The sequence below is a fragment of the Dietzia sp. NPDC055340 genome (assembly GCF_053645335.1).
Genome location: NZ_JBSHML010000025.1, coordinates 14,506 through 40,733, shown reverse-complemented (window position 1 = coordinate 40,733; position 26,228 = coordinate 14,506). Strand labels below are relative to the sequence as shown.

General features: G+C 72.3%; 24 protein-coding genes. 16 read left to right on the top strand and 8 right to left on the bottom strand.

The window, feature by feature from the left end:
• The first annotated feature begins 64 nt into the window (after positions 1-64).
• The 4 genes from ACWIFB_RS16050 to ACWIFB_RS16035 all read left to right on the top strand — a co-directional run bounded on the left by ACWIFB_RS16050 (position 65) and on the right by ACWIFB_RS16035 (position 3,791).
• On the top strand, positions 65-475 hold the full coding sequence (locus tag ACWIFB_RS16050) for an HAD family hydrolase (RefSeq protein WP_230930263.1): 411 nt from the start codon (positions 65-67) through the stop codon (positions 473-475).
• Between the two features lie 3 nt (positions 476-478).
• Positions 479-1,876, top strand: a complete 1,398-nt coding sequence (locus tag ACWIFB_RS16045) for a wax ester/triacylglycerol synthase family O-acyltransferase (RefSeq protein ID WP_295652188.1) — start codon at positions 479-481, stop codon at positions 1,874-1,876.
• A 108-nt stretch (positions 1,877-1,984) separates the two neighbouring features.
• A complete protein-coding gene (locus ACWIFB_RS16040) occupies positions 1,985-2,506 on the top strand; it encodes a DUF6912 family protein (RefSeq protein WP_230930361.1) in 522 nt (173 codons plus the stop codon).
• A 166-nt stretch (positions 2,507-2,672) separates the two neighbouring features.
• Positions 2,673-3,791 carry a ferredoxin reductase gene (locus tag ACWIFB_RS16035; RefSeq protein ID WP_295652186.1) on the top strand — a complete coding sequence of 373 codons (1,119 nt, stop codon included), beginning with the start codon at positions 2,673-2,675 and terminating at the stop codon, positions 3,789-3,791.
• 14 nt (positions 3,792-3,805) lie between these two features.
• Here the strand turns inward: ACWIFB_RS16035 and rsgA are convergent, their stop codons facing one another.
• Together rsgA and aroA are read right to left on the bottom strand one after the other, a co-directional pair.
• On the bottom strand, positions 3,806-4,864 hold the full coding sequence (gene rsgA, locus ACWIFB_RS16030) for a ribosome small subunit-dependent GTPase A (RefSeq protein WP_344996459.1): 1,059 nt from the start codon (positions 4,862-4,864) through the stop codon (positions 3,806-3,808).
• Positions 4,865-4,873: 9 nt separating this feature from the next.
• Positions 4,874-6,217, bottom strand: coding sequence for a 3-phosphoshikimate 1-carboxyvinyltransferase (gene aroA, locus ACWIFB_RS16025; protein ID WP_454058774.1), 1,344 nt, complete (start codon positions 6,215-6,217; stop codon positions 4,874-4,876).
• A 41-nt stretch (positions 6,218-6,258) separates the two neighbouring features.
• Between aroA and ACWIFB_RS16020 the strand changes: the two genes are divergently transcribed.
• Complete coding sequence (locus ACWIFB_RS16020; protein WP_454058765.1) at positions 6,259-7,107, top strand: SOS response-associated peptidase; 849 nt, start codon at positions 6,259-6,261, stop codon at positions 7,105-7,107.
• 45 nt (positions 7,108-7,152) lie between these two features.
• Here the strand turns inward: ACWIFB_RS16020 and ACWIFB_RS16015 are convergent, their stop codons facing one another.
• The gene (locus ACWIFB_RS16015) at positions 7,153-7,608 is read right to left on the bottom strand and encodes an aminoacyl-tRNA deacylase (protein WP_452099330.1); all 456 of its coding nucleotides are present in this window, start codon (positions 7,606-7,608) and stop codon (positions 7,153-7,155) included.
• A 186-nt stretch (positions 7,609-7,794) separates the two neighbouring features.
• Between ACWIFB_RS16015 and ACWIFB_RS16010 the strand changes: the two genes are divergently transcribed.
• Both ACWIFB_RS16010 and rsrA read left to right on the top strand, forming a co-directional pair.
• Positions 7,795-8,472, top strand: a complete 678-nt coding sequence (locus ACWIFB_RS16010; protein ID WP_230930268.1) for a sigma-70 family RNA polymerase sigma factor — start codon at positions 7,795-7,797, stop codon at positions 8,470-8,472.
• On the top strand, positions 8,472-8,798 hold the full coding sequence (gene rsrA / locus ACWIFB_RS16005) for a mycothiol system anti-sigma-R factor (protein WP_454058764.1): 327 nt from the start codon (positions 8,472-8,474) through the stop codon (positions 8,796-8,798). Before ACWIFB_RS16010 ends, rsrA begins: the two co-directional genes overlap by 1 nt.
• 74 nt (positions 8,799-8,872) lie before the next feature.
• Here rsrA and ACWIFB_RS16000 read toward each other — a convergent pair whose 3' ends face one another.
• Entirely contained in the window at positions 8,873-8,947 is a 75-nt protein-coding gene (locus ACWIFB_RS16000) for a 50S ribosomal protein bL37 (RefSeq protein WP_370452405.1), read from the bottom strand.
• Positions 8,948-9,054: 107 nt separating this feature from the next.
• Here ACWIFB_RS16000 and ACWIFB_RS15995 point away from each other — a divergent pair, with 107 nt between their 5' ends.
• Positions 9,055-9,270 (top strand): biotin/lipoyl-binding carrier protein, encoded by a 216-nt coding sequence (locus tag ACWIFB_RS15995; RefSeq protein ID WP_230930270.1) that lies wholly within the window; start codon positions 9,055-9,057, stop codon positions 9,268-9,270.
• Positions 9,271-9,394: 124 nt separating this feature from the next.
• Here the strand turns inward: ACWIFB_RS15995 and ACWIFB_RS15990 are convergent, their stop codons facing one another.
• On the bottom strand, positions 9,395-9,643 hold the full coding sequence (locus tag ACWIFB_RS15990) for a WhiB family transcriptional regulator (protein WP_452099240.1): 249 nt from the start codon (positions 9,641-9,643) through the stop codon (positions 9,395-9,397).
• Positions 9,644-10,033: 390 nt separating this feature from the next.
• On the opposite strand from ACWIFB_RS15990, the gene ACWIFB_RS15985 reads away from it, so the two are divergent.
• Positions 10,034-10,495: a hypothetical protein gene (locus tag ACWIFB_RS15985; RefSeq protein WP_454058763.1), complete on the top strand. Its 462-nt coding sequence runs from the start codon at positions 10,034-10,036 to the stop codon at positions 10,493-10,495.
• A 23-nt stretch (positions 10,496-10,518) separates the two neighbouring features.
• Here the strand turns inward: ACWIFB_RS15985 and ACWIFB_RS15980 are convergent, their stop codons facing one another.
• Positions 10,519-11,766 carry an Rv3212 family protein gene (locus tag ACWIFB_RS15980; protein ID WP_454058762.1) on the bottom strand — a complete coding sequence of 416 codons (1,248 nt, stop codon included), beginning with the start codon at positions 11,764-11,766 and terminating at the stop codon, positions 10,519-10,521.
• Between the two features lie 152 nt (positions 11,767-11,918).
• Positions 11,919-13,505: a DEAD/DEAH box helicase gene (locus ACWIFB_RS15975; protein WP_454058761.1), complete on the bottom strand. Its 1,587-nt coding sequence runs from the start codon at positions 13,503-13,505 to the stop codon at positions 11,919-11,921.
• Between the two features lie 287 nt (positions 13,506-13,792).
• Between ACWIFB_RS15975 and ACWIFB_RS15970 the strand changes: the two genes are divergently transcribed.
• A complete protein-coding gene (locus ACWIFB_RS15970) occupies positions 13,793-14,020 on the top strand; it encodes a DUF3107 domain-containing protein (protein WP_230930274.1) in 228 nt (75 codons plus the stop codon).
• Positions 14,021-14,082: 62 nt separating this feature from the next.
• Here ACWIFB_RS15970 and ACWIFB_RS15965 read toward each other — a convergent pair whose 3' ends face one another.
• Positions 14,083-14,736 carry a TetR/AcrR family transcriptional regulator gene (locus ACWIFB_RS15965; protein WP_344996432.1) on the bottom strand — a complete coding sequence of 218 codons (654 nt, stop codon included), beginning with the start codon at positions 14,734-14,736 and terminating at the stop codon, positions 14,083-14,085.
• A 149-nt stretch (positions 14,737-14,885) separates the two neighbouring features.
• Between ACWIFB_RS15965 and ACWIFB_RS15960 the strand changes: the two genes are divergently transcribed.
• The 6 genes from ACWIFB_RS15960 to ACWIFB_RS15935 all read left to right on the top strand — a co-directional run bounded on the left by ACWIFB_RS15960 (position 14,886) and on the right by ACWIFB_RS15935 (position 26,085).
• Entirely contained in the window at positions 14,886-15,905 is a 1,020-nt protein-coding gene (locus tag ACWIFB_RS15960) for a DUF3152 domain-containing protein (protein ID WP_452099244.1), read from the top strand.
• A gap of 51 nt (positions 15,906-15,956) precedes the next feature.
• Positions 15,957-17,192 (top strand): ThiF family adenylyltransferase, encoded by a 1,236-nt coding sequence (locus ACWIFB_RS15955; protein ID WP_454058760.1) that lies wholly within the window; start codon positions 15,957-15,959, stop codon positions 17,190-17,192.
• A gap of 26 nt (positions 17,193-17,218) precedes the next feature.
• Positions 17,219-18,106, top strand: coding sequence for a TIGR02569 family protein (locus ACWIFB_RS15950; protein WP_452099246.1), 888 nt, complete (start codon positions 17,219-17,221; stop codon positions 18,104-18,106).
• Positions 18,106-19,335, top strand: a complete 1,230-nt coding sequence (locus tag ACWIFB_RS15945; protein WP_452099247.1) for an MFS transporter — start codon at positions 18,106-18,108, stop codon at positions 19,333-19,335. The genes ACWIFB_RS15950 and ACWIFB_RS15945 overlap by 1 nt, the downstream gene beginning before the upstream one ends.
• A 100-nt stretch (positions 19,336-19,435) precedes the next feature.
• A complete protein-coding gene (locus tag ACWIFB_RS15940; RefSeq protein ID WP_454058759.1) occupies positions 19,436-22,753 on the top strand; it encodes a PD-(D/E)XK nuclease family protein in 3,318 nt (1,105 codons plus the stop codon).
• Complete coding sequence (locus ACWIFB_RS15935; RefSeq protein WP_454058758.1) at positions 22,750-26,085, top strand: UvrD-helicase domain-containing protein; 3,336 nt, start codon at positions 22,750-22,752, stop codon at positions 26,083-26,085. Before ACWIFB_RS15940 ends, ACWIFB_RS15935 begins: the two co-directional genes overlap by 4 nt.
• Positions 26,086-26,228 lie beyond the last annotated feature (143 nt).

Genomic DNA, 26,228 nt, shown 5'->3' with positions numbered 1-26,228 from the left:
GGGAGCGGCGCGTGGTTCCACCTCGCTTACTGCGTCATGGCCCCGCGTTGCCTAGGCTGTTCCCATGCGAGGACTGATTGTCGACTACTTCGGGGTGCTGGACGGCACGGAGGAGGACCGCGAGAACTGGCGGTCCATCCTGACAGGTGCCAGGGAGAATGATGTCCGGCTCGCTGTTCTCAGCAACGAGCCCGAAGGGCCGGGGGCGGAGCGGGTCCGCGAGGACGCCCGCGCCTACGGGATCGAGCACGTGGTGCTCAGCGGTGTGACCGGTGTCGAGAAGCCCGAGTCCGAGGCGTTCCTGGAGGCGGCACGCCGGCTCGAGCTGGAGCCGCGCGAGTGCGTGATGGTCGACGATGCGATCGAGAACGTCCTCGGCGCCGTGCAAACCGGCATGATCGGTGTGTTCTACCAGGTGTTCGACCGGGCGGCCGTGGAGATCCGCGGGCTGCTGGGATTGGATGAGGTGGTCTGACCCGTGGCGACCAGGCTGGCGACGGCGGACGCGGATCTGCTGCTCGGGGATGCCGCGCGTTCTCGAAGCCGTCACTCGTGCTCCCTGGCGCTGGTCTCGAGGGACCGGCCGTGGGACATCGATCGGGTGATGGAGTTCGTCGACGCCCGCCTGGCTGATGCGCCGCGGTTCCGGCAGCGGATCCGGCAGGTGCCGTTTGGGCTCGCCAGAGCCGTCTGGGTGGACGATCCGGAGTTCGACCTGAGTTTCCATGTGCGGCGTTCCGCATTGCCCGCTCCGGGTGGGATGCGGCAGCTCGCCGACCTGGTGGCCCGACTCGTGGACCGGCCGCTGGAACCCGACCGCCCGCTGTGGGAGCTCTATCTCATCGAGGGCGTGGAGGACGGCAAGCTGGCCATCCTCACCAAGACCCACCACGTGCTCCTCGGTGGCCCCAACGCCGTGGACCTGGCCCAGGTGCTGACCGCCGAGTTCCAGGCCTCAGCGGACGCGCACGAGGTCGCCACATGGACGCCCATGCCGTCCCCCGGGGACGGGGTGCTCGTGCTCGACGCCCTCATGACGATCGTCTCCGACCCGCTGGAGCTGGTCCGCCGCTCCGCGCGGCTCGTCCACGCGATCGAGCGAACGACCCGGGGCCTGGCGGGAGCGGCGAACTTCGCGGTGCTGCGGTCGGGGGGCGGGCTGTCGGAGATGTTCCGCACCGAACGCGCCCGGGGCAGCCGCGTGGGCCTGGCGTCGTTCCCGCTGTCCACGGCCCGGGAGATCGCCCGGGCCCACGGATGCAAGGTCAACGACGTGGTGCTGGCCGTGCTGTGCGGGGCACTGCGTTCGTGGATCCTGTCGTGCGGGCATCCGCTGATCACCTCCGACGTCCTGCGGGTGATAGTCCCGATGGCGGTGACGTCCGAGAGCGACCCGGGTGAGGACCACCGGGACGTGACCTCCGCGGAGATCGCCTCGGCGCTCATCTCGATGCCGGTGGGGGAGCCCAATCCGCGTATGCGGCTGGCGCAGATCGCACGCGAGACGGCGACCCAGCGCAATCCCCGCGAGGCCGTCGGAGCCAAATCGCTGGCCCGGCTGTCCGGCTTCGCGCCGCCGACCCTGCACGCGCTGGGCTCGCGCGCGGCGATCATGCTGCCGTCGGACAGCTACGACCTCGTGGTGACCAACGCGCCCGGGCCCCAACACACGATGTTCTGGGGCGACGGGGAGCTCGTCGAGGTCTACCCGATCCCGGCGCTGCTCGAGCACAAGGCGCTGGCGGTGTCGATGAGCAGCTACTCCGGCATCGTGTACTGCGGATTTACCTCCGATCGTCAGGCCGTCCCGGATGTCGAGGAAATCGGTGAGCTCATCTCCGGCGCGCTGGAGGAGCTCGTCGGCATTGCCACCTGATCGGTACCCGCGCGGCGCCGCCGACCCGGACAGCGTCGCCCACTGACCGTCCCGGTCGGACCGATGACGCCGACTGACCGCCACCAGCACTTCGAGGAAGGCCCCACCATGCGCTTGTTCATACCCGCCACGTTGCCGATGCTCGAGACCCTGCTCGCCGACGGGGAGATGCCGGTGCGTAGCGGCACCGCGTTCGCGGCCACGCCGGCGCTCATCGAGTCGTACGCGGAGGGCGATCTCGAGGAGATCGAGCACGTCGCGTTCCTGGAGGCCGCCCGCGCCTCGCTTCGGCTGCTCGGAGGCGAGATCGACTCCGGCGCCGCACACAGCACCCACCCGCACCGACGGGTGGTGGTGAGCGTGGACCTGCCCGACGAACGGATCACGCTGCGCCCGGACCTGGACACCGCGGTGGTGCGGATCAGCGGCGGGACCGTGGAGTCGTCGGACATCGCGGCGGTGCACGTGGATCTCGCCGGGGCGGTGGACCTGGTCAGGGACGCGATCGACGCGGTGGATCGTGCCGATCTCGGGGACGAGGATGCGGAGCTCACCGTGGGAGACGCGCTCGATGTGGATCTGGCCTGGTACGACGCGGCGGAGTTGCCGTTCCTGTTGACGCTCCTCTGAGCACGGTGCAACGGTTGTACAGGGCCGATGACGAGGGCCAGCCGACTGTCGCGAACAACACTGTGGTCTCCCGTCCGGGTCTAACCTACGCTACCGTAGGTTGGTGTTCGTCAACGCCGACCCGACCCTCGGGCGAGCGGGCGGCCGGACGTCGAGGGAGGCACCAGTGTCGGAGTCGAAGAGTGGACTAGGCCGGATCCTGCGGGCAGCCGCCGCGAGGGTCCCCGAACCGCGCACCGCGCACCGGTTCCTCAACCGGCTCACCCACCCGCTGCGCGTGGACGACTATTCGTCGCTCGTCTACCCGCTGTGGTCCTCGCGCGAGCTGCGCGGCGAGGTGGTCTCAGTGCGACGTGAGGCCGACGACGCGGTGACGCTCGTGATCAAGCCGGGCTGGGGCGCCACCCCCACCTACCGCCCGGGTCAGTACCTGGGGATCGGCGTGCTCGTCGACGGCCGGTGGACCTGGCGTTCCTACTCGCTGACCTCCGCGCCGACCAGCGGGCGGGGCGAGTACTCGGTGACCGTCAAGGCGATGCCCGAGGGCCTGCTGAGCAACCACATCGTCGGCACGGTCGAGCCGGGCACGATCGTGCGCCTGCAGGCCCCGGCGGGCGACTTCCACCTGCCCTCGCCCACGCCGGACAAGCTCATGTTCGTCAGCGCCGGCTCGGGCGTCACCCCGGTGATGGGCATGCTCCGGTCGATGGACCGCCGCTCCGGTCAGGAGCGGTTCCCGGACGTGGTGCACGTGCACTCGGTCCGTACCCGCGAGGACGCCCTGTTCTACGACGAGCTGCTCGCCCTCGAACGCACCCAGCCCGGTTACACCCTGCACCTGCGGGTGACGGCGGAGGAGGGGCGCATCAACGCCGCGCAGATGTCGGAGCTGGTCCCGGACTGGTCGGAGCGGCCGACCTGGGCCTGTGGCCCGTCGGCGATGCTGGACGAGCTGGACGAGCACTTCGGTGCGTCCGGCCGCGAGGACCTGTACGTCGAGCGGTTCACCGTCAACCGCGACGCCGGCGCCTCGGGCGGCACGGTCACCTACGGCTCGACCGGCAAGACCGTCGAGTTGGACGGCGCCACCACGATCCTCGAGGGCGGCGAGAGCGTGGGCGTGCAGATGCCGTTCGGTTGCCGGATGGGCATCTGCCAGACGTGCGTGGTCCCGCTGGAGGACGGCCATGTCCGCGACCTGCGCAACGGCACCGATCACGGCCCCGGGGAGCGCATCCAGACCTGCGTGTCGGTCGCGCTGGGGGACGTGGAACTCAACCTCTGACGGCGGTCGCCGGCTCAGGCCGGATCATTTCTGTCCTGCCCCAGCTCCCACGGGTCGTTGGACTGCAGCGCGCCGAGCAGCTCGCGGACGGCCAGCGCGCGCCGGTGCGTGGCCGGGTCCTCGATCGAGTCGAACGCGCACTCGGGATCGGCGGGCGGCCCCTGGTGGGTGCAGCCGCGTGGGCAGTCCTCGGCGATCTCGTGCAGGTCCGAGAAGGCGGCCACCACGTCGTCCGGGGAGACGTGCGCGAGTCCGAAGCTGCGGATCCCGGGGGTGTCCACCACCCAGCCGCCCGCGCCCAACTCGAGCGCCACCGACTGGGTGGAGGTGTGCCGGCCCTTGCCGACCCCGGAGACCACGCCGGTGGCCCGGCCGGCGTCGGGGACGAGGCGGTTGACCAGGGTCGACTTGCCGACGCCTGAATGGCCGATCAGTGCGGAGATCCGGCCGTCGATGGTCTCGTGGAGCTCGGCGAGGTCGTCGTCGACCCCCACCATCAACACCGGGACGTCGAGCGCGGTGAACTCGGCGGCGAACACCGACGGATCGTCGAGGTCGCCCTTCGTCAGGCACAGCACCGGCGTCAACCCGCCGGTGTAGGCGGCGACCAGCGCGCGGGCGACGAAGCCGGCGCGCGGCGGCGGATCGGCGACGGCCACCACGATGAGCAGACGCTCGGCGTTGGCCACCACCACCCGCTCGTACGGGTCGGAGTCGTCGGCGGTGCGGCGTAGCACCGTGGAACGTTCCTCGACGCGCACGATCCGCGCCAGGGTGTCGCGCGCGCCGGTCAGGTCCCCGACCACGCCCACGTGGTCACCCACGACGATCGGTGTGCGCCCGAGCTCGCGGGCGCGCATCGTCACCACGCGCGTGCCGGCGGCGTGGGTGGGCCCGTCGTCGAGCAGCACGCACCCCCACCGCCCGCGGTCGACGCTGACGACCATCGCGGCGGCGGCGTCGTCGTGGCTCGGGCGCCGCTTGGTGCGGGGCCGTGAGCCCTTTCCGGGCCGGATCCGGACGTCGGACTCGTCCCATCCGCGTGCGCCGCTGGTGCCCCGTCGGCCCGCCATGGCGGCGCGTCAGCCCCGCCCGGCGAGCATGTCGGACCACATTCGCGTGAAGCCGGGCATGGTTTTGGAGGTGGAGTCGATGTCGTCCACCTCGACGCCGGCGGTGACCAGGCCGATGATCGCGCCGGCGGTGGCCATGCGGTGGTCGGCGTAGGCGCGCCACGGGGCTCCGCACAGGGGGGCGGGCGTGATCACGAGGCCGTCGGCCAGTTCGGTGACCCCGCAGCCCACGGCGCCGAGCTCGGCGGCCAGGGCCGCCAGGCGGTCGGTCTCGTGGCCGCGCAGGTGGGCGATCCCGGTCAGGCGGGAGGGGCCGTCGGCGAGCGCGCAGAGCGCGGCGACGGTGGGCGTGAGCTCACCGATGGCGGACAGGTCCATCTCGACGGGGGACAGGCGTTCGGGACCGACGACGACGAGGGCGCCGTGCCCGGCCTCGTCGGCGGTCTCTCCGGAGCCGTCGTCAGCGGCCTCGAGGGTGACGGTCGCGCCCATGGCCTGCAGGATGCCGCGGATGGCATCGCCGGGCTGGGTCGTGGTGGACGGCCAATGGGGGACGCGTACGGTGCCGCCCGTCACCGCGGCGGCGGCCAGGAACGGGGTGGCGTTCGACAGGTCCGGCTCGATCACCCGGTCGACCGCGGAGATGGGGCCCGGGGCGACCCGCCAGGAGGACGGGGTGGGCTGCTCGACGGCGACCCCCGACTCGCGGAGCACCTCCAGCGTCATCTCGATGTGCGGACCCGACGGCACGGGAGAGGGGGCGGTGTGGACCAGCTCGACTCCCTCGTCGAAGCGTGCCGCCGACAGCAGGACGCCGGAGACGAACTGGGAGGAGGCGGAGGCGTCCATCTCGACCCGCCCGCCCTTCAGCGTCCCTGTGCCGGTGACGGTGAACGGGAGGGTGTCGCCCTCGATGTCCGCGCCGAGCGCGCGCAGTGCGTCGAGCACGGTGGCCTGCGGCCGGACCCGGGCGGCCGGGTCGCCGTCGAAGGTGGAGGAGCCGGTCGCCAGTGCGGCCACCGGCGGGACGAAGCGCATGACCGTCCCGGCCAGACCGCAGTCGACGTGGGCGTCCCGCAGTTCGCCCGGCGTGATCACCAGCTCGGTGTCGTCGGCGGCGAGCGGGCCGTCCGGGCCCTCGATCCGGGTGCCCAGTGCCTGCAGCGCGGCGATCATCAGGTCGGTGTCCCGGCTGCGCAGCGTGCCGGTCAGCCGGGACGGGCCGTCGGCCAGGGCCGCGAGCACGAGCGCGCGGTTGGTCAGCGACTTGGATCCGGGGATCGCGACGTCGGCATCGACGGGCGCGGCGGCGACAGGGGCATTCCAATGACTCACCTGGCCATTGTCGCCCATCATCTCGTTCTCCGGCCGATCCGGGTGCGAGGATGTCCGGTATGTGTGGACGCTTCTCGCTCTCCTCCGACCCGGCTCGGCTCGCGGTGGAGCTGCACGCGGTCGACGAGGCCTCCGCGCCACCGCCCGGGCTGGCGCCGGCCGAGGGCCCGCTCGCACCGCGGTTCAACATCGCCCCCACCACGACGATCGCCGTGCTCGCGCTGGACACCCCGCGGGAGCGCTACGACGAGGGGCGGGCCCGTGCCGCGGTCGGGGCTGCAGGTGGGGTGGGCGGGGATGCCGACACCGCGGCGCCGACGCGGGTGATGCGGGCGATGCGCTGGGGGCTGGTCCCGTCGTGGGCGCGTGACTCGCAGAAGCTGCCCAACCTGTTCAACGCGCGGGTGGAGACGGCGTTCGAGAAGCCCGCGTTCCGGGCGGCGGTGAGACGCCGGCACTGCGTCATCCCGATGGACGGCTGGTACGAGTGGGTGCCGGGCGGGTCCGCGACCCCCGGCGGCAAGGCGGGGCCCAAGCAGCCGTTCCACATGAGCATGCCCGGTGACCGGGGGTTGCTCATGGCGGGGCTGTGGGAGACCCGGCGGGATCCTGATGACGAGTCCGTCACCCAGCTGTCGTGCACGATCCTGACCACCGAGGCGGTGGGTCCGCTGCGGCAGGTGCACGAGCGGATGCCGCTGGTCGTGTCCCCGGACATCCTGGCGGACTGGCTGGACCCGGGCGTGATCGGCGATCCGCGCGCGCTGGTGGACGGCGCCGGCTATGACCTGGCGCAGTGGGCGGACGCAGTGGAGATCAATCCCGTCTCGCGGGCGGTATCAGGCGTCCGTAACGACGGCCCCGAGTTGGTGCGGCGCGTCGACCCGGACGAGGGAATGCTGTTCTGACCCGCGGGTCGTCGAGGACGGGGCTGACCGGACGCGGCGTCGGCGCTATCCGGGGCGGCCCGCGGTCACGGGCGCGGTGACCGCGTCGGTGAGCGCCACCAGGTCGGCTCCGGCCAGTTCGATCTCCCAGCCGCGGCGGCCCGCGCTGCACAGGACGGTCGGGTGCTCGAGGGCCGAGGAGTCCACCACGGTGGCCAGAGCGCGCTTCTGGCCGAGCGGGGACACCCCGCCCACCACGTAGCCGGTGGTCTTCTCCGCCACGTCGACCGGCGCGAGGGTGACCTTGCCGCACCCGAGCGCGGCGGCCGCGGCCTTCAGATCGAGCGAGGACGTCACCGGCAGGATCGCCACCGCCAGCGACAGCCGTGACCCGGCGGGCGGGCGGGCTGTCGCCAGCACGAGGGTCTTGAAGATCCGACTCGCCTCCATGCCGAGGCGCTCGCCCATCACGCGGGCCGCCTCGTCGCCGTAGTCGCTGCCGGTCGCCTCGTACGTGTGCACGGTGTGCTCGACCCCGGCCGCGCCCAGTGTCGCGATCGCGGGGGTCGCGGCAGCACCGTCTCGTCCTCTGTTCTTGGCCACGGGTCGACACTAGTGCGCGGGCGGTGCGGAATACCGGGTGGCGGGGTGGCGTTGATCTAGATCGAGAGCCCGGGGGTGGCACCCGGGATCGGGAAGGAGGGTGCGATGCGGACCGCGGTCCTCGACGCCCCCGGCGTGCGACTAGACTCCGGGAGACCAACAGGTGAGGAGTTCCGGTTGCCGACCGAGTTGCAGCCCGACGAGGCAGACCAGCGTGCGGAGCAGTTCGAGGAGTTGGCGATGCCGCTGCTCGATCAGCTCTACGGTGCTGCGCTGCGGATGACCCGGAACCCGGCGGATGCCGAGGACCTGGTGCAGGAGGCCTACGCGAAGGCCTTCGCAGGATTCCACTCGTTCAAGCAGGGGACGAACTTCCGCGCGTGGATGCACCGCATCCTCACCAACGCGTACATCAACCATTACCGCAAGCGGCAGCGTCAGCCGGCGCAGTACCCGACGGACGAGATCACGGACTGGCAGCTGGCGGCGGCGGCCGAGCACACCTCGACGGGCCTGCGGTCCGCTGAGGTCGAAGCGATGGAGTTGCTGCCGGATGACGAGATCCGGGCGGCGCTGGCCGAGTTGCCGGAGGAATTCCGGATGGCGGTGTACTACGCCGACGTCATGGATCTGCCCTACAAGGAGATCGCCGAGATCATGGACACCCCGCTGGGGACCGTGATGTCGCGCCTGCACCGCGGCCGAAAGCAGCTCCGCGAGCTGCTGCGCGACGTCGCGGCCGACCGTGGTTACGGACGCGATCGCCAGGAGGGGGAGAACTGATGAAGGAACACGATCCCCGCCTCGACGAGATCGACTGCGGAGCGGCCCTGCGGGACCTGTCCCTCCTGGTGGACCTTGAGTGCGACGACGCCTGCAGGTCCCGCCTGGAACACCACCTGGCCGGCTGCCCCGACTGCCGCGAGAAGTTCCTCGCCGAGCGCAGGCTCAAGGCCAAGCTGTCCCGGTCGTGCTGTGAGAAGGCACCCAGCGGTCTGCGCGAGCGACTGATGGTGGAGATCCGCCGGACGACCGTCACCACGACCGACGCGGACGGAACGACAGTGGTCCACCGTCGCACCACAGTGGAGCGCCGGGACCTTCGCTGACAGCGGCTCGAGGAATGCCATGAGGGGCGGGCACCGATCAGGTGCCCGCCCCTCATGCGGTCAGTAGTCCGAACTCAGCTGTTGGGACGCTTGCCGTGGTTGGCGTTCTTCTTGCGGCGATCCCGCCTCTTGCGGCCACGCTTGCTCATGGTCAGCTCCTTTCGTTCTGTGCGTCCAAGTCTCCCACGTCCGGGCCCGTGTGGTTGCATTGGAGTTGTCCGGGGGCCGTCGTGGAAGAAGCAGAGGAAGCAATCTTATGGCTGAACAGGTCCGTGCCGAGATGGTCGCAGGCGTCATGGAGGTCGTCGCGGCCGTCGGTGCCGAGGTGTCCGAAGGCGACACGATCGTCCTTCTCGAGTCGATGAAGATGGAGATCCCCGTGCTGTGTGAGACCTCCGGCACCGTGACCGAGGTGGCCGTGGCCCCGGGTGATGTCATCCAGGCCGGCGACCTCATCGCCGTGATCGACTGACCCGGTCGGTGGTCTGCCGCCGGGCCGCGTGCGCGTGTCAGCGGGCCCGGTGACCGGAGACGACTGAAGGCCGGTTCCCCTTCCCGGAGGAGGAGAACCGGCCTTCTGTGGTTGTGTCTGTGGATCAGACGGTGGTGCGGGTGCGGGCGCGGCGACGCTTGAGCGCGCGACGCTCGTCCTCGCTCATGCCACCCCAGACGCCGGCGTCCTGGCCGGACTCGAGGGCCCAGGCGAGGCACTCCGCGGTCACGGGGCAGCGGTTGCAGACGATCTTCGCCTCGGCGATCTGGGCGAGGGCGGGACCGGAATTGCCGACGGGGAAGAACAGCTCGGGATCCTCGTCGCGGCAGATGGCCTTATGGCGCCAATCCATGGGGAACTCCTTGTTGTGTGAGACCGTGGTCGGATGCGCCGGGCAGCACGAAACCACCGTCGTCGCCGCGCAGACCGGTACGATCTACGGATAGACGAGCGTGATGTCGACACCCGGCGGGGTGGTGGGGATGTACCCGCTCCGCGGGCTCACTCCGTTTCGGAGAGGCTCCCGGTTAAGGCAAGGCAAACACGGTGTGTCTGCGCTGTTACGAATGATCGTCCCACGATTTGCGGACAAGTCAACCCTCTTCGGCAGCGATGTGGTAAAGGTCACGCGGTTTGTCAAATCGCTCAGAAAGCGCACCACAGAGCACGTAATCGGTGTTACGGATCGCACTCCACCCGGCCGGTACGACCTCCCCGAACCGCGGCGGCTTAGTCTTGGGTGGTGAACACCAGGCGACCTGATAACCACGGCCAACCGGCCGATCCGCGAACCGCGATCCCGACCCCGGTCCGACTCGCCGGCTGGATCTCCTCGGCCCAGGGGCTCATCGGGCTGGTGACGGCGCTCGCGTTGATCGTGCGTGCGATCGGCGGCCACCGCGAGGAGACCGTGGTGATCAGTGGCTACGCGACCGCCGGGTGGTTCGTGATCCTCGGGGGCGGTCTCATGGCCGCCGGGATCGGCCTCCTGACAGGTCGTCGCTGGGGCCGCGGCCTGGTGCTGATCGCCGAGCTGCTGATCCTGGTCGCGGTGGGGTCGAGCGTCTTCGGAGCCACCGGGTCGGCGATCTTCGGCGAGGTGGGACTCGTCCTGTATGCCGGTGCCATCGTCCTGGCGGTGTCGTGTGCGGTCGCGCTGGCGTCCCTGCTGCGGCGCGAGGCCGTCGAGTGGTACGCGGCCTGATCCCGGAGCCGTGTGGGCAGCCCTCAGGCGTGCATCTTGTAGGCGTGGATCTCGCCCGAGCGGCGCTCGTAGAGGATGTCGCCGATCTGTGACAGGCCGGTGATGTCGGCCTCGTCGTCGTCGTTTTGGAGGGCCGCGCCGGCCCCGTGGTCATCACCACCGTCGTCACCGCCGTCGTCGGCGGGCGAGGGGTCCAGCCGCCGGATGTCCACCCCGGAGCCGTGGTCGACGGTCATGAACCCGCCCGCCCGCGGGACCAGCACCCAGTCGCGCGCGGTGCGATCCCCGGGGTCCGGCGACCACCCGCCCGTCAGACCGGGCCCCGTGGTCTCGAGCGCCGTCCACACGTACGCGCCGGTGTCGAGGTCGAAGGCGTGCGTGGCGGCGCCGTCGAACCACCGGAGCTGCTTGTCGTCGCCCGCCAGCGCGGACGGGGAGGGCAGACGCCGCGGCTCGCCGGGGAGGGCCAACACGGGGGAGTAGTCCGTCGGTGAGGTGAACCATTCGACCGCCCAGTCGTCGCCGCGGCGTGTCAGCCCCAGCGCACCGTCGTCGGTCGTGCCGAGCACCCACAGCTCGTCCGCCCCGGTCACATCGGAGGCGATGTCCTCCGGCTTCCGGTTGTCCTCCGGCACTGTCTTGGACAGCGTTAGGCGCGCCGAATCGTCATCGGGGCAGCGCTCCGCCACGACGAAGCGTTGGTCGGTGAGGGCGGCCGAGCCGAGAGTGCATCCGCTACGGGGCTGCATGCCCGCCTCCTGCGGCGCGTCCACGGCCCCGTACTCGATCGTGCGGACCAGGTCGTCACGCCAGATCTCCAGGCGTTCGGGGCTCATCGCGAGCGCGTGTCGCCAGGTGCTGGTCAGCTCCATGGTGTCCGGGAAGGCGCTCTGGCGGGTGCCGGCGTAGTGCTGGGCTGTCGGGTCCAGTGAGGTGACGTCGCTGCAGCCGGCCGCCCCGTCGAAGGCCGCGACGAGCACGTCAGAGTAGAAGGTGGCCGCGCAGAAATGGCCGACGTGTGAGTAGGACCAGCGCTGCTCGCCCGAGCCGGCGTCGCGGCCCACGAGGGTGCCGTCGGGGCTGACGGTGACGAGGTTGCCCTTGGTGGTGAGCGGGGCGCCCGTGCCCGCGGAGCCGTGGGACCAGAGCGGCTCGAGGGTGGACGGGATCGCGGTGGCCGGACCGTAAACGGGTTGCTCGGTGTCGGCGGGGGCGAATTCGGACCGGGCCGCCGAGCCGTTGACCAGGATGAGGCCGGCGGTCACCGCCATGACGAGCGCGATGGTCCCCGCGGTGACGAGGTCACGCCGAGTCCGCCTCTCGGAGGGGACGCGGCGTCGCGCCGCGGGGGTGGGATCGTCCGGGGCGTCGGGGCCGTCCGCGTCAGCGCGGTCCGATCCCGACCCCGGGGGTGGTGCGGAGCTCAGCCCTGGCTCGCCTGGTCGCCGGCGCCACCCTGACCGCCGGAGGAGGGACGACGACGCCGCCGACGCCGCCGCGGGGAGCTTCCCTCACCGGACGAGGCGGCGGGGTCCGATGAGTCGGGCCCCGCCCCCGAGTCGCCGGCGGGGGCGGAGTCGTGGTCCCGGGTCCGGCCCGGGCGGCCGTTCTCGCCGGAGGGCCCTCCCCGGGTACGCCGGCGGCGCGGCCGCGACCCGGAGTCGCCGCCCGCGTCGCCACCGGCGGTGCCACGCTGGTTCTGGTCGTCGCGGCGACGGCCGGAGCCGGTGCCCGTCGGCGCGCCGATGCGGCCACCCGCGCTCTCCGGGATGCCGAGGTCGGCGCGCAGGTGCGCCGAGGTGGAGTAGGTCTCGGCGGGCTCGCCGAAGTCCAGCCCGAGCGCCTTGTCGATCAGGCCCCAGCGGGGCAGGTCGTCCCAGTCGACGAGGGTGATCGCGACGCCCTTGCGGCCGGCGCGACCGGTCCGGCCGATCCGGTGGACGTAGGTCTTCTCGTCCTCCGGGCACTGGTAGTTGATGACGTGCGTGACGTCGTCCACGTCAATGCCGCGGGCCGCGACGTCGGTGGCCACGAGCACGTCCACGTCACCCGAGCGGAACGCCTTGAGCGACTTCTCGCGGGCGCCCTGGCCGAGATCGCCGTGGATGGCGCCGACCTTGAAACCGCGCTCCGCCAGATCGTCGGCGAGCTTCTGGGCGGTGCGCTTGGTGCGGCAGAAGATCATGGTGGCGCCGCGGCCGTCGGCCTGCAGGATGCGGGCAACCACCTCGGGCTTGTCCATCGAGTGGGCGCGGTACACGTGCTGCGTGGTGTTCTCGTGCGTGGCGCCCGAGTCCGCCGCCTCGGCCCGGATGTGCGTGGGCTTGGTGAGGAACGTGCGGGCCAGCGTGATGATCGGCCCCGGCATGGTGGCGGAGAACAGCATGGTCTGACGCTTCTCGGGCACCGAGCGCAGGATCTTCTCGATGTCCGGCAGGAAGCCGAGGTCGAGCATCTCGTCGGCCTCGTCGAGCACCAGGACCTCGACCTTGCCCAGGACGAGCTTGGACTGGTTGGCCAGGTCGAGCAGGCGGCCGGGGGTTCCCACCACCACGTCGACGCCCTTGTCCAGGGCCTCGATCTGCTGCTCGTACGGGGTGCCGCCGTAGATCGAGAGCACCTTGAGCGGGCGGGTGCCCGAGTCGGTGGGGGCGGTCAGGCCGGTGGCGGCGATCTTGAGGTCCTGCGTGACCTGGATGCACAGCTCGCGGGTGGGGACGATCACCAGCGCGCGGGGCGTCCCGTCGAGTGGGCGGGTGACCTCACCGGTGGAGATGCGGTGCAGGAGCGGGACGCCGAAGCCGTAGGTCTTGCCCATGCCGGTGCGGGCCTGACCGATGAGATCGGAGCCCCCGAGCGCCAGCGGGAGGGTGAGTTCCTGGATGGCGAAGGTGTGTGTGATCCCGCGCTCGCCGAGCGCGGTGACGATTTCCTCCCGGACGCCGAGCTCGGCGAAGCTGGGGGAGGAGTCGGTGGACGGGGCGTCGACGACGGCGGTCGTCGTGGCCATGCCGTCGACCTCGGTGGTGGTGACATCTGTGGTGGACAGGGCGGTGCCTTTCTCGTCTCGCGCGCTTGGAGTGAGTCGGGCCGAACAGGTCGGCCTCGCGAGCGGGGCGCGCACATTTCCACGGGGATCAGACGGTCGCGGGCGCCTGTACGGCCCGGACCCGGGTGTGATCCACGTCCACACATCCTATCCCGTCCCGCCGCCGAACCCCGGGATCGGGCTAGCCTTGACCGCGAGTATCACAGAGGACGGCGTGGCATGCGCCGACGATGAGAAGGGCAGGCACCGTGGAGGTCAAGATCGGCATCGCCGACAGCAATCGTGAGCTCGTGTTCAAGACCGGGATGACGCCCGAGGACGTGCATAGCCGCGTCGAGGCCGCCCTCACCGCCGAGGCCAAGGCCGTCCTCGAGCTCGAGGACGAGAAGGGTCGCCGCTACCTGGTGTCCACCGATCGCGTGGCGTACGTCGAGATCGGCGAGTCGGCCAGGCGTCCCGTGGGCTTCCTGTCCTGACGGGACGGGGAGCGTCGGCGTGAGCGACGCCGGTACCTCCGGTGTGCGGTTCGCCCGGGCCCTCAGGGGCCCGGGCGTTCGCCGTTCTGCCGCGGGATCTTGGACAACCCGCCCCAGCAGAGGGCGACGGTCATGGCCACCGCATCCGCGCGGGGGATGGGCCGCCCGGCGTCCAGCCAGTGCCCTGCGCTGACGCGGCTCGCGCCGACCAGGCCCACTGCCAGCAGCCGCGAGCGGTGCGCGTCGAGACCGGAGTCTCCCCGCACGAGGTCGTGGACGGCGTCGGTGCAGCCCTCGGTGGCCCGGTCCAGTTCCCGGCGCACGGTCTCGTCGCCCGGTTCGGAGGCGAACACGAGCCGGAATCCGCGGGTGTCGGTGTCGGCATAGGCGAAGAACGTGTCGACCGCCGCCTCGACGCGGCGGCGGTTGTCGGAGGTCGAGTCGAGCGCCGCGCGGATCCTGGCGAGCAACTGGTCGACATGATGTCGCAGGACCTCGAGATACAGGTCCCGTTTGGAGTCGAAGTGCTGGTAGAGAACCGGCTTGGAGACCCCGGCCAGGACCGCGATGTCGTCCATCCCGGCGGCGTGGAAACCCTGGTCCACGAACACCACGCCAGCGGTGTCGATGAGCTGGCGTCGGCGGGCGCTGCGGGGGAGCCGGGCCGCCCTGGCGCGCGCCGTTCCCGTGGGAAACGGTCCGTCCGGGCTGGTCATCTGGTGGCTCCTACTCCGCCCGGTCGGAAGTCGACAGGCGTCCGGGCCAGACGGACAATACCCGCATCGGCAGTGTGCCGGATGAGGCGGTCGTCGGGCGTGTGGGATCGTGGAGGCCTTGAATCGAACGGGACGCGAGGGGTGAACGGATGAGCGACGGGCGTCGCCCGGGTACGGGTGAGGGGATCTCTGATCCCGGGGCGCGCGGAACCGACCGTGCGCCGTACTACCCGCCGCACGGGGAGCCGCTGCGTGCGCCCTGGGATCCGGAGGAGTCCACCCCGGGTCGCCGTCGTTCCGTTCCGGGCTCCCGGGACCACCTGCGCCGCCAGTCCGCGCTGGGGCGGTTCCTGTCCACCTGGGGCTGGCGCGCCTACGCCATCCCGGTCCTGGTGGTGCTCACCGCGCTCGTGATCGCCGACGCCGTGGTGTCCTCGCGCCCGTCGGACGACGGGACCCCGGCCGCGACCGAGGAGAGCACCGAGATCATCGGCGTGCCCCTGCCCGGCGAGATCCCGCCGAGCGGCGACCTTCCCGAGGGGGGCCCGTTCGTCGACGCCGGCACCGGCGAGTTCCGGATCATGCCGGGCGGAACCGACGTGGTGGGGCGCCCCACCGCGGAGCTGTTCTCCTACACGGTCGAGGTCGAGAACGGCATCGACACCGTGGAGTTCGGCGGCGACGACTCGGTGGCGCGGATGGTCGACGCCACCCTGGCCAACCCCAAGAGCTGGACGGCGGACGGGGCGGTGGCGTTCCAGCGGGTCTCGGACGCCGAGCCGTCGTTCCGGGTCACACTCGCCAGCCCCATGACGGTCCGCGAGAGCTGCGGGTACGACATCGAGCTCGAGTCCAGCTGCTACAACTCGACCACCGGTCGCGTGTACCTCAACCTCGCCCGCTGGGTGCGGGGCGCACGTTCCTTCCAGGGCGACATCGGTTCGTATCGGCAGTACCTGGTCAACCACGAGGTCGGGCACGCGATCGGGTTCCCGGCGCACGAGCCGTGCCCGGCGGACGGCGCCCTGGCGCCGGTGATGATGCAGCAGACGTTCGGTGTGAACAACGGCGAGATCCACCGTCTGGATCCGGAGGGCGTGGTGCCGGACAACGACGACACCTGCCGCTACAACGCCTGGCCCTTCCCGGACGGTGCCCCGGCCGCGTGATGTCGATCGTGGCAGGCTTCAGTACCGGACCGGACGAGCAGAGGTGGAGCGATGAATGCCGCAAGTGGGATCACGGGCGAAGCCGCTGAGCAGGGGCTGCCGCCGTTGGTGGAGCCGGTCGCCGAGCTCAGCGCGGACGAGCGGGCGCTGTACTCGCGCCACCTGCTGTTGGGCGCGATCGGTGACGAGGGGCAGCGCCGCCTGCGCGGCGCATCGGTGTTCGTGGTCGGTGCGGGAGGCCTGGGCGCTCCGGTGCTGTTGTACCTCGCCGCCGCGGGCGTCGGGAGGATCACGGTGGTCGACGACGACGAGGTCGATCTCGGCAACCTCCACCGGCAGGTGATCCACTCCGTGGCGGCCGTGGGGCAGCCCAAGGTCGAGTCGGCCCGGGAGCGGCTGGCCGGGCTGGCGCCCGGGGTCCGCGTCGATGCCCTGCACACCCGTCTCGACGCGTTGAACATCATGGCGCTGCTGGAGGGCCACCACCTGGTCGTGGACGGCAGCGACAACTTCGCGACCCGGTACCTCGTCTCGGATGCCTGCGAGATCGCGGGGATCCCGTTGATCTGGGGGACCATCGATCGCTTCCGCGCGCAGCTGGCGGTGTTCTGGTCGCGTCCGCCGGCGCCCGCCGCACCGGTGTCGCTGCGTGATCTCTACCCCTCGCCGCCGCCGCCCGGCTCGGTACCCAGTTGTGCGGAGGCCGGGGTCATCGGTGCGCTGCCCGGGACGGTGGGGTCGATGATGGCGATGGAGGCCGTCAAACTCATGACCGGCGCCGGTCGCCCGCTGCTGGGCCGCCTGGTGCTGCTGGACCTGCTCGAGGCCACCAACCGCACGGTGACGATCCGGCCGGATCCCTCGCGGGAGCCGGTGACCGAGCTGCCCGACGGCTCCGCTGACGCCTCGTGTGAGGTGCGGTCGTCGGAGCTCGCCGAGGTCCCGACCGTGACGGCCGTCGACCTCGGGTCCGAGCTGGGCGGCCGACCCGGAGCGGTGGCCCCGGTCCTGGTCGACGTGCGGGGGGCCGGCGAACGCTCGATCGCGCGGATCGACCCCTCGGTGTGGGTGCCGCTCGACACGGTGGCCGAGGACGCGGCCGACCCGACCGGGGTGCTCGGCCGGGCCGCCGCGCAGGGACCGCTGGTCATCTACTGCAAGTCGGGGATGCGGTCCGCGCGCGCCGCGGCCACGCTGGCGGCCGCGGGGTTCGCGGGGGTCCGGTCCCTCGAGGGCGGTATCGACGCGTGGACGCGCGACGTCGACCCGTCCCTGCCCGGGTATTGACGGAGGAGGTGGGTACCGTGGTCGACGTGAACGACGAGAGCCTGCCCGCGCACGTACGGGGCGCATTCGGTGCGACGGACGGCAGCGCCGTCCCCGTCGTGGCCGGATCGGGGACCGGCTGGCTCGTCTCGGCGCCGGGCGGACCGGTGGTGTTGCGTCCGGTCGCGGACACCGCGCTGGCCAACTGGGCGGCCCGTGTTCGCGAGAACCTCGAGGTGACCGGCCTGCGCGTGGCGCTGCCGGTGCGCTCGACCGACGGGCGGCACGTCGTCAGCGGGTGGCGCGCGGACCGGGCGGTCTCCGGTCGTCCGGAGGCCCGGGCCGATGAGACCATCGCGTGGTCGGTCCGCATCAACGCCGCGCTGAGCGAGGTCGAACGCCCCCGGATGGTGCGTCGTCCGTCGACCAGGCCGTGGGTCGAGACCGACTTGTTCGGTTTCGCCGAGGCCGCGGCGTGGGACGGCGACCCGGAGCGGGATCTCGCCCCCGGCATGGAGGACCGCGGCACACCGTTCGCCACTCATCGTGCGGCCGCCCTGCTCGGGGCCAAGGGGCTCATCCGGCACCGCCGACCCGTCGAGGTGGCCACCCCCGGGCTGGTGCACGGGGACCTCGCCCGCGGGCTGCTGTTCGACGCCTCCGCGGAGCCCGCACTGACCGACGTCGTGCCGTACGCCCGGCCCGCCTCGTGGTCCGCCGCGCTCGTCGCGGTGGACCACCTGTCATGGGGGACCGTCGACTCCGGCGTGCTCCTGCGGTGGGGTCACCTCGAGGAGTGGCCGCAGATGGTGCTGCGGGCGGCGGTGTTCCGGCTGGCGGTGCACGCGCTGCACCCGGGCTCGCGACCGGCGGCCATGGACGGCCTGCAGGCGATGGCCCGTCAGGTCGGCGAGTTCGTCGGTGACGCCGCCTGATGCCCACTGATCCGCGTCGAGCGAACAGTCGGTCCCGCGCGGTGGCCGTCCCGGTCGTGGCCCTGGTCGGGGTCGTCCTCGTCTCACTCAACCTCCGCACCGCCGTCACCTCCCTGAGCCCGCTTCTCGGGGTGATCGACGCCGAGATCGGTCTCGGCGCCGCCGGCATGGGCCTGCTCGGGATGATCCCCACCGCGATGTTCGCGGTCTGGGGTGTGCTCACCCCGGTGGCCCTCCGTCGCATGGGCCTCGAGGCCATGACCGTTCTCGCCATGGCCGCGGCCGCCATCGGTCAGCTGGTGCGTGCGGTCGCCCACGATCCCTGGGTGATGGGCGCCGGGTCGATCATCGCCCTGGCCGGCATGGGGATCGGCAACGTGGTGGCCCCGCCCCTGGTCAAGAAGTACTTCCCGCGGCACGTGGCCGCCGTGAGCATGGCCTACATCACCGGCCTGCAGCTCGGGACCGTCGTGCCCGCACTCGTGGCGGTGCCGGTGGAGGAGGCCGCCGGTTGGCGGGTCTCGATCGGGTGGTGGGCGGTCCTCGCCGTCGTCGCCGCGATCCCCTGGATGATCGAGATCCTGCGGCCCGGAACGCCCACCGGCGGTCCTACGGCGTCCGCCGCCGGCTCCACCGGGCAGCCGCAGCGGATCCGTCCGTGGCGCTCGCCGGTCGGCGTGGCCCTGGCTCTGTTCTTCGGCACCAACTCGTTGAGCACGTACGCGTTCTTCACCTGGCTTCCCGCGGTGGCCGAATCCATCGGGATGTCGCGTGCCGAGGGGGGTCTCGCGCTGGCCGTGTACTCGGCCATCGGCCTCGTAGCCGCGTTGGTCGTGCCCTGGGTGGCGGGTCGCTTCGAGGATCCGTACGCCGTCGTCGTCGTCTCCGTCGTGGCCTACCTGGCCGGCTTCGCCGGCCTGCTCTGGGCGCCCGGCGTCGCGCCGTGGCTGTGGATCTGCCTGCTCGGCGTGGGCCCCAGCACCTTCCCGCTGTGCCTGACGCTCATCAACCTGCGCACCCGTACCCAGGCCGGCTCGGCGGCGCTGTCCGGCTTCTCCCAGGGCGTCGGCTACACCGCCGCGTGCCTGGGCCCGATCGTGTTCGGGATGTTGCTCGACGGCCCCGGCCTCGCCGCGGGACTCGGATTCCTCACGGCCGTGCTGGCCGTCATGACCGTGGTCGCGCGCACCGCCTGCCGCCCGGTCATGCTCGAGGACACGCTGCGCTGACCCGCCGTCGTGCGCGGCGGGGCCGGGACCGCGGGGCAGGGGTCGGGGGTCACGGACGTGGGGCGAGGGGGATGTCGTAGGCGTGTGGTCTCATCGAGCCGTGACAGAGACCGCCTCCACCGCCCCTGACGCGCCCACTGCTTCTGACGCGCCCGGCGCCCCCGACCGGTCGAGTCCTGCCGTGGGCGGAAAGCGCTCGTGGCCAGCGGAGGTGGCGGAGCTCGTCGGCCGCGACTGGTCGGTTCCGAGGGGGCGGCAGGAGCGTTGGGTCGTGCGCGGCGGGCCGGGGAGCGGCAAGACCTCGCTGATCGTCGACATGCTGCGTGAGGCGGTCCTCGCGGGCGTGGGGTTGGACGGCGTGCTCGTCCTCGCCGGTTCCGCGCGTGCGGCGTCCGACCTGCTCGACGAGACCACCCGCGGGCTGCCGCCGGGGCTCGTCGTGGGAACGGACACCCCGGTTCGCACGGTGCACTCGCTCGCCCACGCGGTCGTGCGCCTGGCCGCGGCGCGGGTGGACGCCCCGCCGCCGCGGCTGCGCACGGGCGCGGAGCACGACGCGGTGATCCGCGAGACCCTGCTCGGGGAGCTGGCGGACGGTGCGCCGCACTGGCCCGAACAGATCCGCCCGGCGCTGTCCACGGTCGGGTTCGCGCGCGAGCTCCGCGACCTGCTGCTGCGATCGCTGGAGCGCGGGATCGGGCCACGTGAACTGGCCCGGCTGGGCAGAAGTGCGGGCCGGCCCACGTGGGTCGCCGCGGCCGGGTTCTTCCGTCGGCACGAGGAACAGATGGCGCTGCGCTCCGGCGTGCGCGGGGGCGAGTCCGACGTGCCCGAGGCGCTCAACGCCGCCGAACTGGTGGGTGCTGCGCTGGACGCCCTGATCGCGGACCCGGACCTGCGTGATCTGTTCCGTTCCCGCCGCCTCGTGGCGGTCGACGACGCGCACCATCTCGATCCGCTGGCCGCCGAGTTCGTGGCGACCATCGGCGGTGGGGCGGACGTGCTGGTGGTGGCCGAGGACGGGGACCAGTCGGTCTTCCGCTTCCGCGGCGCGGACGGCGGCCTGGCCCGGGCTGTGATCGACCAGGGCGGCCACGCGGTCGATCTCGCCGTGGGGCATCGGATGCAGCCCGAGGTGGCCGCGGTCGCCGCGCGGGTCGCCTCCCGGCTCCCCGGCTCGGCCCGGCACCGGCCGCGGGAGCACGGGGTCGGGCCTGGCAGGGCCGTCGGTTCGTCCGGAGCGCCCGGGCGGGGCGGGGCCGTGCAGGTCGCGGTCGCGGGGTCGGCGGCGGCGGAGGCCGCGCTGGTCGCGGACTTCATGCGCCGTCGGCACGTCCTGGACGGGGTGGACTACTCGGAGATGGCGGTCGTGACCCGCTCCCTGCCGCGGGTCGCCGATGCGCTGCTCGCCGCCCTGGACGCCGCCGGGGTGCCGGTCGTGGACGCGGGGGCCGAGCTCCCGCCCGCGCACGACCCGGTGGTCGCGGCGCTGCTGCTGCTCCTGCGCTCGGTTGCGGAGGGGGACGAGTTCACCGACGAGGACCGGATCCTCACCCTGCTCGCGGGACCGATCGGCCGGGCGGATGCCGTGGCGATGCGGCGCCTGCGGCGCGGGATCCGTCGTTCGGGCATCGGCGGGGCGGAGCCGAGCGCCACGACGCTGCGGCGGCTGGTTCTCGCGGACGGGGACGAGACACCCCGGGGACTGACCGTGGTGGAACTCGCGCCGATCACGCGGATCCGGCACGCGCGCGCCGCGGTGACCGAGCGGCTGCGCGCGGGCGGAAGCGCGGAGGAGGTGCTCTGGGAGGCCTGGTCGTCGGCACGTCTGGAACGCCGCCTCGTCCGCCAGGCGCTCGCCGCCGACGCGTGGTCCCGGTCCGCGGACCGCTCGCTCGACGCGGTCGTGTCGCTGTTCGATCACGCAGCGGACTTCGTCGATCGGGTGCCCGGCGGTTCCGTCCTGCTCTTCTGCGACATCGTCTCGGGCGCCGATCTGCCCGCGCCCCGCCGCGCCGACACCCGGGGCCGGGCCGGTGCGGTCAGCATCCTGTCGGCCCACGCCGCCGTCGGCAGGCAGTGGCGGTCGGTCGCGGTGTGCGGCGTCCAGGACGGGGTGTGGCCCGCCCCCCGCCGTCGCTCCGGCCTGCTCGGGGTCGACGAGTTGGTGGACCTCACCGAGCTCGCGGGCGGCGGGCCCCTGCCCTCGGAGGCCGAGCGTGCGGTGTCCTCCTCGGCCGCGAGGTCGGCCGAGGAACGCCGGTTGTTCTACGTGGCGTGCTCGCGCGCCCGCGACCACCTCCTGGTGACCGCCGTGGAATCTCCGGGCGAGGGGGACGTGGCGCCGTCCCGGTTCGTCGACGAGATCGCCGACCTGGCCACCGCGGGGCACCCGTCCGGCCAACTCGGGCCGCTGCCGGGCCCCGCCCGGCACGCACCGACGGTGTTCACCCTCCCGCACCTGGTGGTCGACCTCAGGGCGGCCCTGCTCGACCCGGCCACCGATCCCGCCGAGGCCACGCATGCCGCGGGACTGCTCGCGGGCCTGCGGGATGCGGGGGTGGCCGAGGCAGACCCGGGGGCCTGGTTCGGCGCCGCCGAGTCCTCCACCAGCACCCCGGCGTTCCCGGCCGCGGAGGGTGAGTCCCTCGCGGTGCTGTCCCCCTCAGGCTTCGGAACGCTCGAGGAGTGCCCGTTGCGCTGGTTCCTGCAGAAGATCAAGGGCGACTCCACCGACTCGGGCTCCGCGGCGGCGCTCGTGCGCGGCTCCGCCGTCCACGCCCTCACCCAGGCCGTCGAGGGCGGGGTCCCCGAGGACGCCATCCGTGCGGTGGTGCGGCGACGGGCGGAGGCACTCACGCTCGCACGCGGCTGGTTCGCGGAACGCGGAGCCGAGGAGATGGCCCAGATGGCCGAGACGTTCCGCCGCTGGCGTGGCGCCACCCGCGGCGAGTACACGACCGCCGGGGTGGAGGAGCCGTTCCAGTTCGACGTTCCCGGTGACGTCCGGGTCCGTGGACGGATCGACAGACTCGAGGCAACCGAGGCGGGACAGGTCGTCCCGGTCGACATCAAGACCGGCCGAAGCGCTGTCACCAAGGCCGAGGCGGCAGCCCATCCGCAGTTGGCGCTCTACCAACTCGCCGTCGCGCGCGGCGCGGTCGCCTCCGCCGGCGATCGCGAACCGGGCGGGGGGCTCCTGCTGTACCTCGCCGGGCGTGAGGACAAGCTGCCCACCGACCGGGTCCAGGACCCGCTGGGCCCCGAGTCCGCCGCCGCCCTGGACGAGCGGGTCGTCGAAGCCGGACGTTCCACCGTCGGGCCGGAGTACACCGCCCGGGTCGGCTCATGGTGTGACCACTGCGACGTGAAATCGAGCTGCCCCGCGCAACCCCAGGGAGAGCAGGTCACCGGATGAGCGCCCGCATCAGCCCCGCCGCGATCGCCGACGCCCTCGGCATCCACCGGCCGACGCCGGAACAGGCCGAGGTGATCGCCGGCCCCACCGAGCCCACGCTGGTACTCGCGGGAGCCGGAGCCGGCAAGACCGAGACCATGGCCGCCCGGGTGGTGTGGCTCGTGGCCAACGGTTACGCCAGACCCGGGGAGATCCTGGGCCTGACCTTCACCCGCAAGGCGGCGCAACAGTTGTCGAGGCGGATTCGTCGACGCCTCGAGGCGCTCGCGAGGAGCCAGCTGTGCGCGGGGCCCGGAGCGGATCCGGCGATCGCCGAGGCCATTCGTACCGAGGACCCGCAGATCTCGACTTATCACGCCTTCGCCGGGACGCTCCTCGGTTCCTACGGACTGCTGGTGCCGGTCGAGCCGGACTCCCGGCTGCTCACCCCGACGGCCGCGTTCCAGCTGGCCCATGACGTGGTCTCGCGGTGGGAGAGCCCGCTGACCACCGGCTCCGGCTCGGCGAAGATCACCCGTGATGTGCTCGCCCTCGCGGGCCAGCTGTCCGACCACCTGGTGACGACCGACGATCTGCGCGCCCACCCTGACCTGGTCACGACCCTCATCGCCACGCTCCCGCCCGGGCCGCGGCAGAAGGACACCCCGACGGCCTGGCTGAGTGGCTGCGCCGACGTGCAGGGCCACCGCGACGAGCTCGCCGACCTCGTGGATGCCGTCGCGGCGCGCATGCGCTCGGAGTCGGCGCTGGACCACGCCTCACAGATGGCGTTGGCCGCCACCGTCGCGCGGGACCATCCGGAGGTGGGACTCGCCGAGCGGCGGGCGTTCCGGGTCGTGCTGCTGGACGAGTACCAGGACACCGGGCACTCCCAGAGAGTCCTGCTGTCCTCGCTCTTCGGGGAGGGGGCGGATCCGGTGCCGGCGGTGACGGCCGTCGGTGACCCCATGCAGTCCATCTACGGATGGCGGGGCGCGTCGGCCTCCAATCTCGACAGGTTCCGCGAGGATTTCCCCCTGCCCGACGGCAGCGGGTCGCACCTGCGGGAGCTGACCACCTCGTGGCGGAACCCGCCTGAGGTCCTCGAGTTGGCGAACCGGATCACCGAACCGCTACGCGGACGCCCCGGCTCGATCCCCGTGCCGGAGCTCAAAGCCAGGCCGGGCGCCGAGCCGGCCGACCTGCTGGTGGCGGTACACGACACCGTCGACGACGAACGCGCGTGGCTCGCCGACCAGATCGCGGCGCGCTACCGGGCCGCGGTCGACGCCGGGCGGGTGCCCACCGCGGCTGTGCTGGTGCGGCGCAACGGCGACTCGGCCGCGATCGCCGACGCCCTCGAGGACCGCGACATCCCCGCCGAGGTGGTGGGCGTGGGCGGACTGCTCGACATCCCCGAGGTCGCGGATGTGGTGGCACTTCTCACCGTGGTCGCGCGGCCCGGAGCCGGGGCCGCGCTGCTGCGACTGCTTAGCGGATCCAGGTTCGCCCTCGGCGCCACCGACCTCGCGGCCCTCGCGCGCCGCGCCTCGCTTCTGTCCCTGCGCCGTTCCGCGCCCGCGACGGGTGTCGTGACGGACCAGCGCGCGCTCGAGGAGATCCTCGACGACATCGCGCGCGGGGAGGAGATCGACACCGCCGGACTGGCCGACGCCCTGGCAGACCCGGGCCCGGAGAAGGACTACAGCGCTGCGGGCGCCGCCCGCATCGACGACCTCGCCGGTATCGTCTCCGCGCTCCGCTCGCGCGCGTCCGCACCACCGGCCCGACTCGCCGCCGCAGCCGAGAAGGCCCTCGGTCTCGACGCCGAGGTGCGGTTGCGTCAGCGGACGGGTGGAGGCGACGCCAGAGAACAGCTCGACCAGCTGCAGGAGATCGCAGCCGGATTCCGGCCCGAGAGCGGAACAGGCCTCGACGCGTTCCTCGCGTACCTCGATCTCGCCCGCAGTGTCGACGGAGGGCTCGCCCGCGGCGAGGTCGCGGCGGCTCCCGGACGCGTTCAGATCCTCACCGTCCACTCGGCCAAGGGGCTCGAGTGGGAGATCGTCGGGGTGCCCCACCTGTCCACCGGGATCTTCCCCTCCGGCCAGGCGCCCGAGACGTCGCTCCGGACCGCGACGCAGCTTCCCGAACAGCTTCGCGGGGACAGGGAGTCGGAGGAGAACCCGGGCGGGGTCCCGGTGCCACGACTCGACGACGTCACCGACCGCAAGCTCCTGGAGACCGCGCTGGGTGGCCACATCGACCGTGTCAGACGGCGTTCGCTCGATGAGGACCGGCGGCTGTACTACGTGGCGGTCACCCGGGCCGAACAGACGCTCCTGCTGTCCGGGTCGCACTGGGTCGGCGCAGCAGCCGCGCCCCGCGGGCCGTCGGAGTTCCTCGACGAGGCTCTGGAGGCGTGTCGCGGTGACCGGCCGGTGGGTGTGATCGACCACGCCGTCGTCACCCCCAGCCCCACCAACCCCGCCACCTCGCGGAGGATCGAGGCGACCTGGCCCCGCGAGGTGGCTCCGAACCTCCTGGCCACGGCCCGGGCCGTGGACGCCGCGGCACCGGTGGACCCCGAATCACAGGATCCGCCCGACGCCGGGCCGGCGCGGCGCTGGCACCTCGAGGCCGCGCCGCTGTTGGCCGACGCCCGGCGCGCCGCCGAAATGCGCGACCAGGTGATCCTGCCCCGGCGCCTCACCGCGGGGGAGGTCGTCGCCATGGCGGCGAACCCCGAGGCGTTCGCCGACCGCCTGCGCCGACCCGTGCCGTTCCGACCCGACCGCTTCGCACGCCGGGGGACCCGCTTCCACGCCTGGCTCGAGCACCGGTTCGGTGCCACCCATCTGCTCGACATCGACGACCTGCCCGGGGCGGGCGACCAGGGGGCCGACGACGGGCTGTCCGAGGCGGACTTCACCGCACTCCAGGAGGCCTTCGAGAGATCGCGATGGGCCCGGAAGACGCCGCACGCGGTGGAGGTGCCGTTCGAGGTCGGTCTCGGTGAACACCTGCTGCGGGGCCGGATGGACGCGGTGTTCGCCGACGGTGACGGGTGGGTCGTCGTGGACTGGAAGACCGGGCGGGTCCCCGCTGAGGCCGACATGCCCGCCATCGCCCTGCAGTTGGCGGTCTATCGGTTCGCGTGGGCGCAGATCCTCGCCGGGAGGCAGGGGCGTGAGGTGCCTCTGGAGAAAGTGCGCGCCGCGTTCCACTATGTGCGGCCGGGCCGGACCATCGAGCCCGCCGACTTACCGGGCGCCGACGACCTCCTGCGGTTGCTGTCCGACGGGCCGCGCCGCGCGCCGGGGGAGGGGCAACGTCAAGGCGGGGTCGGCTAACTGTGATGTCCAGGGAGGTTGGTCAGTCGGGTGACCGGTGGCTGACGTGGTGCCGCCCCGCGACGGGGCCGACCCGGTTGTTGTCCGGGGGGCGAGCCATAGGAACCGATTGTCCGTCTAGAGTGAGGCGTCTCGGAAAGAGA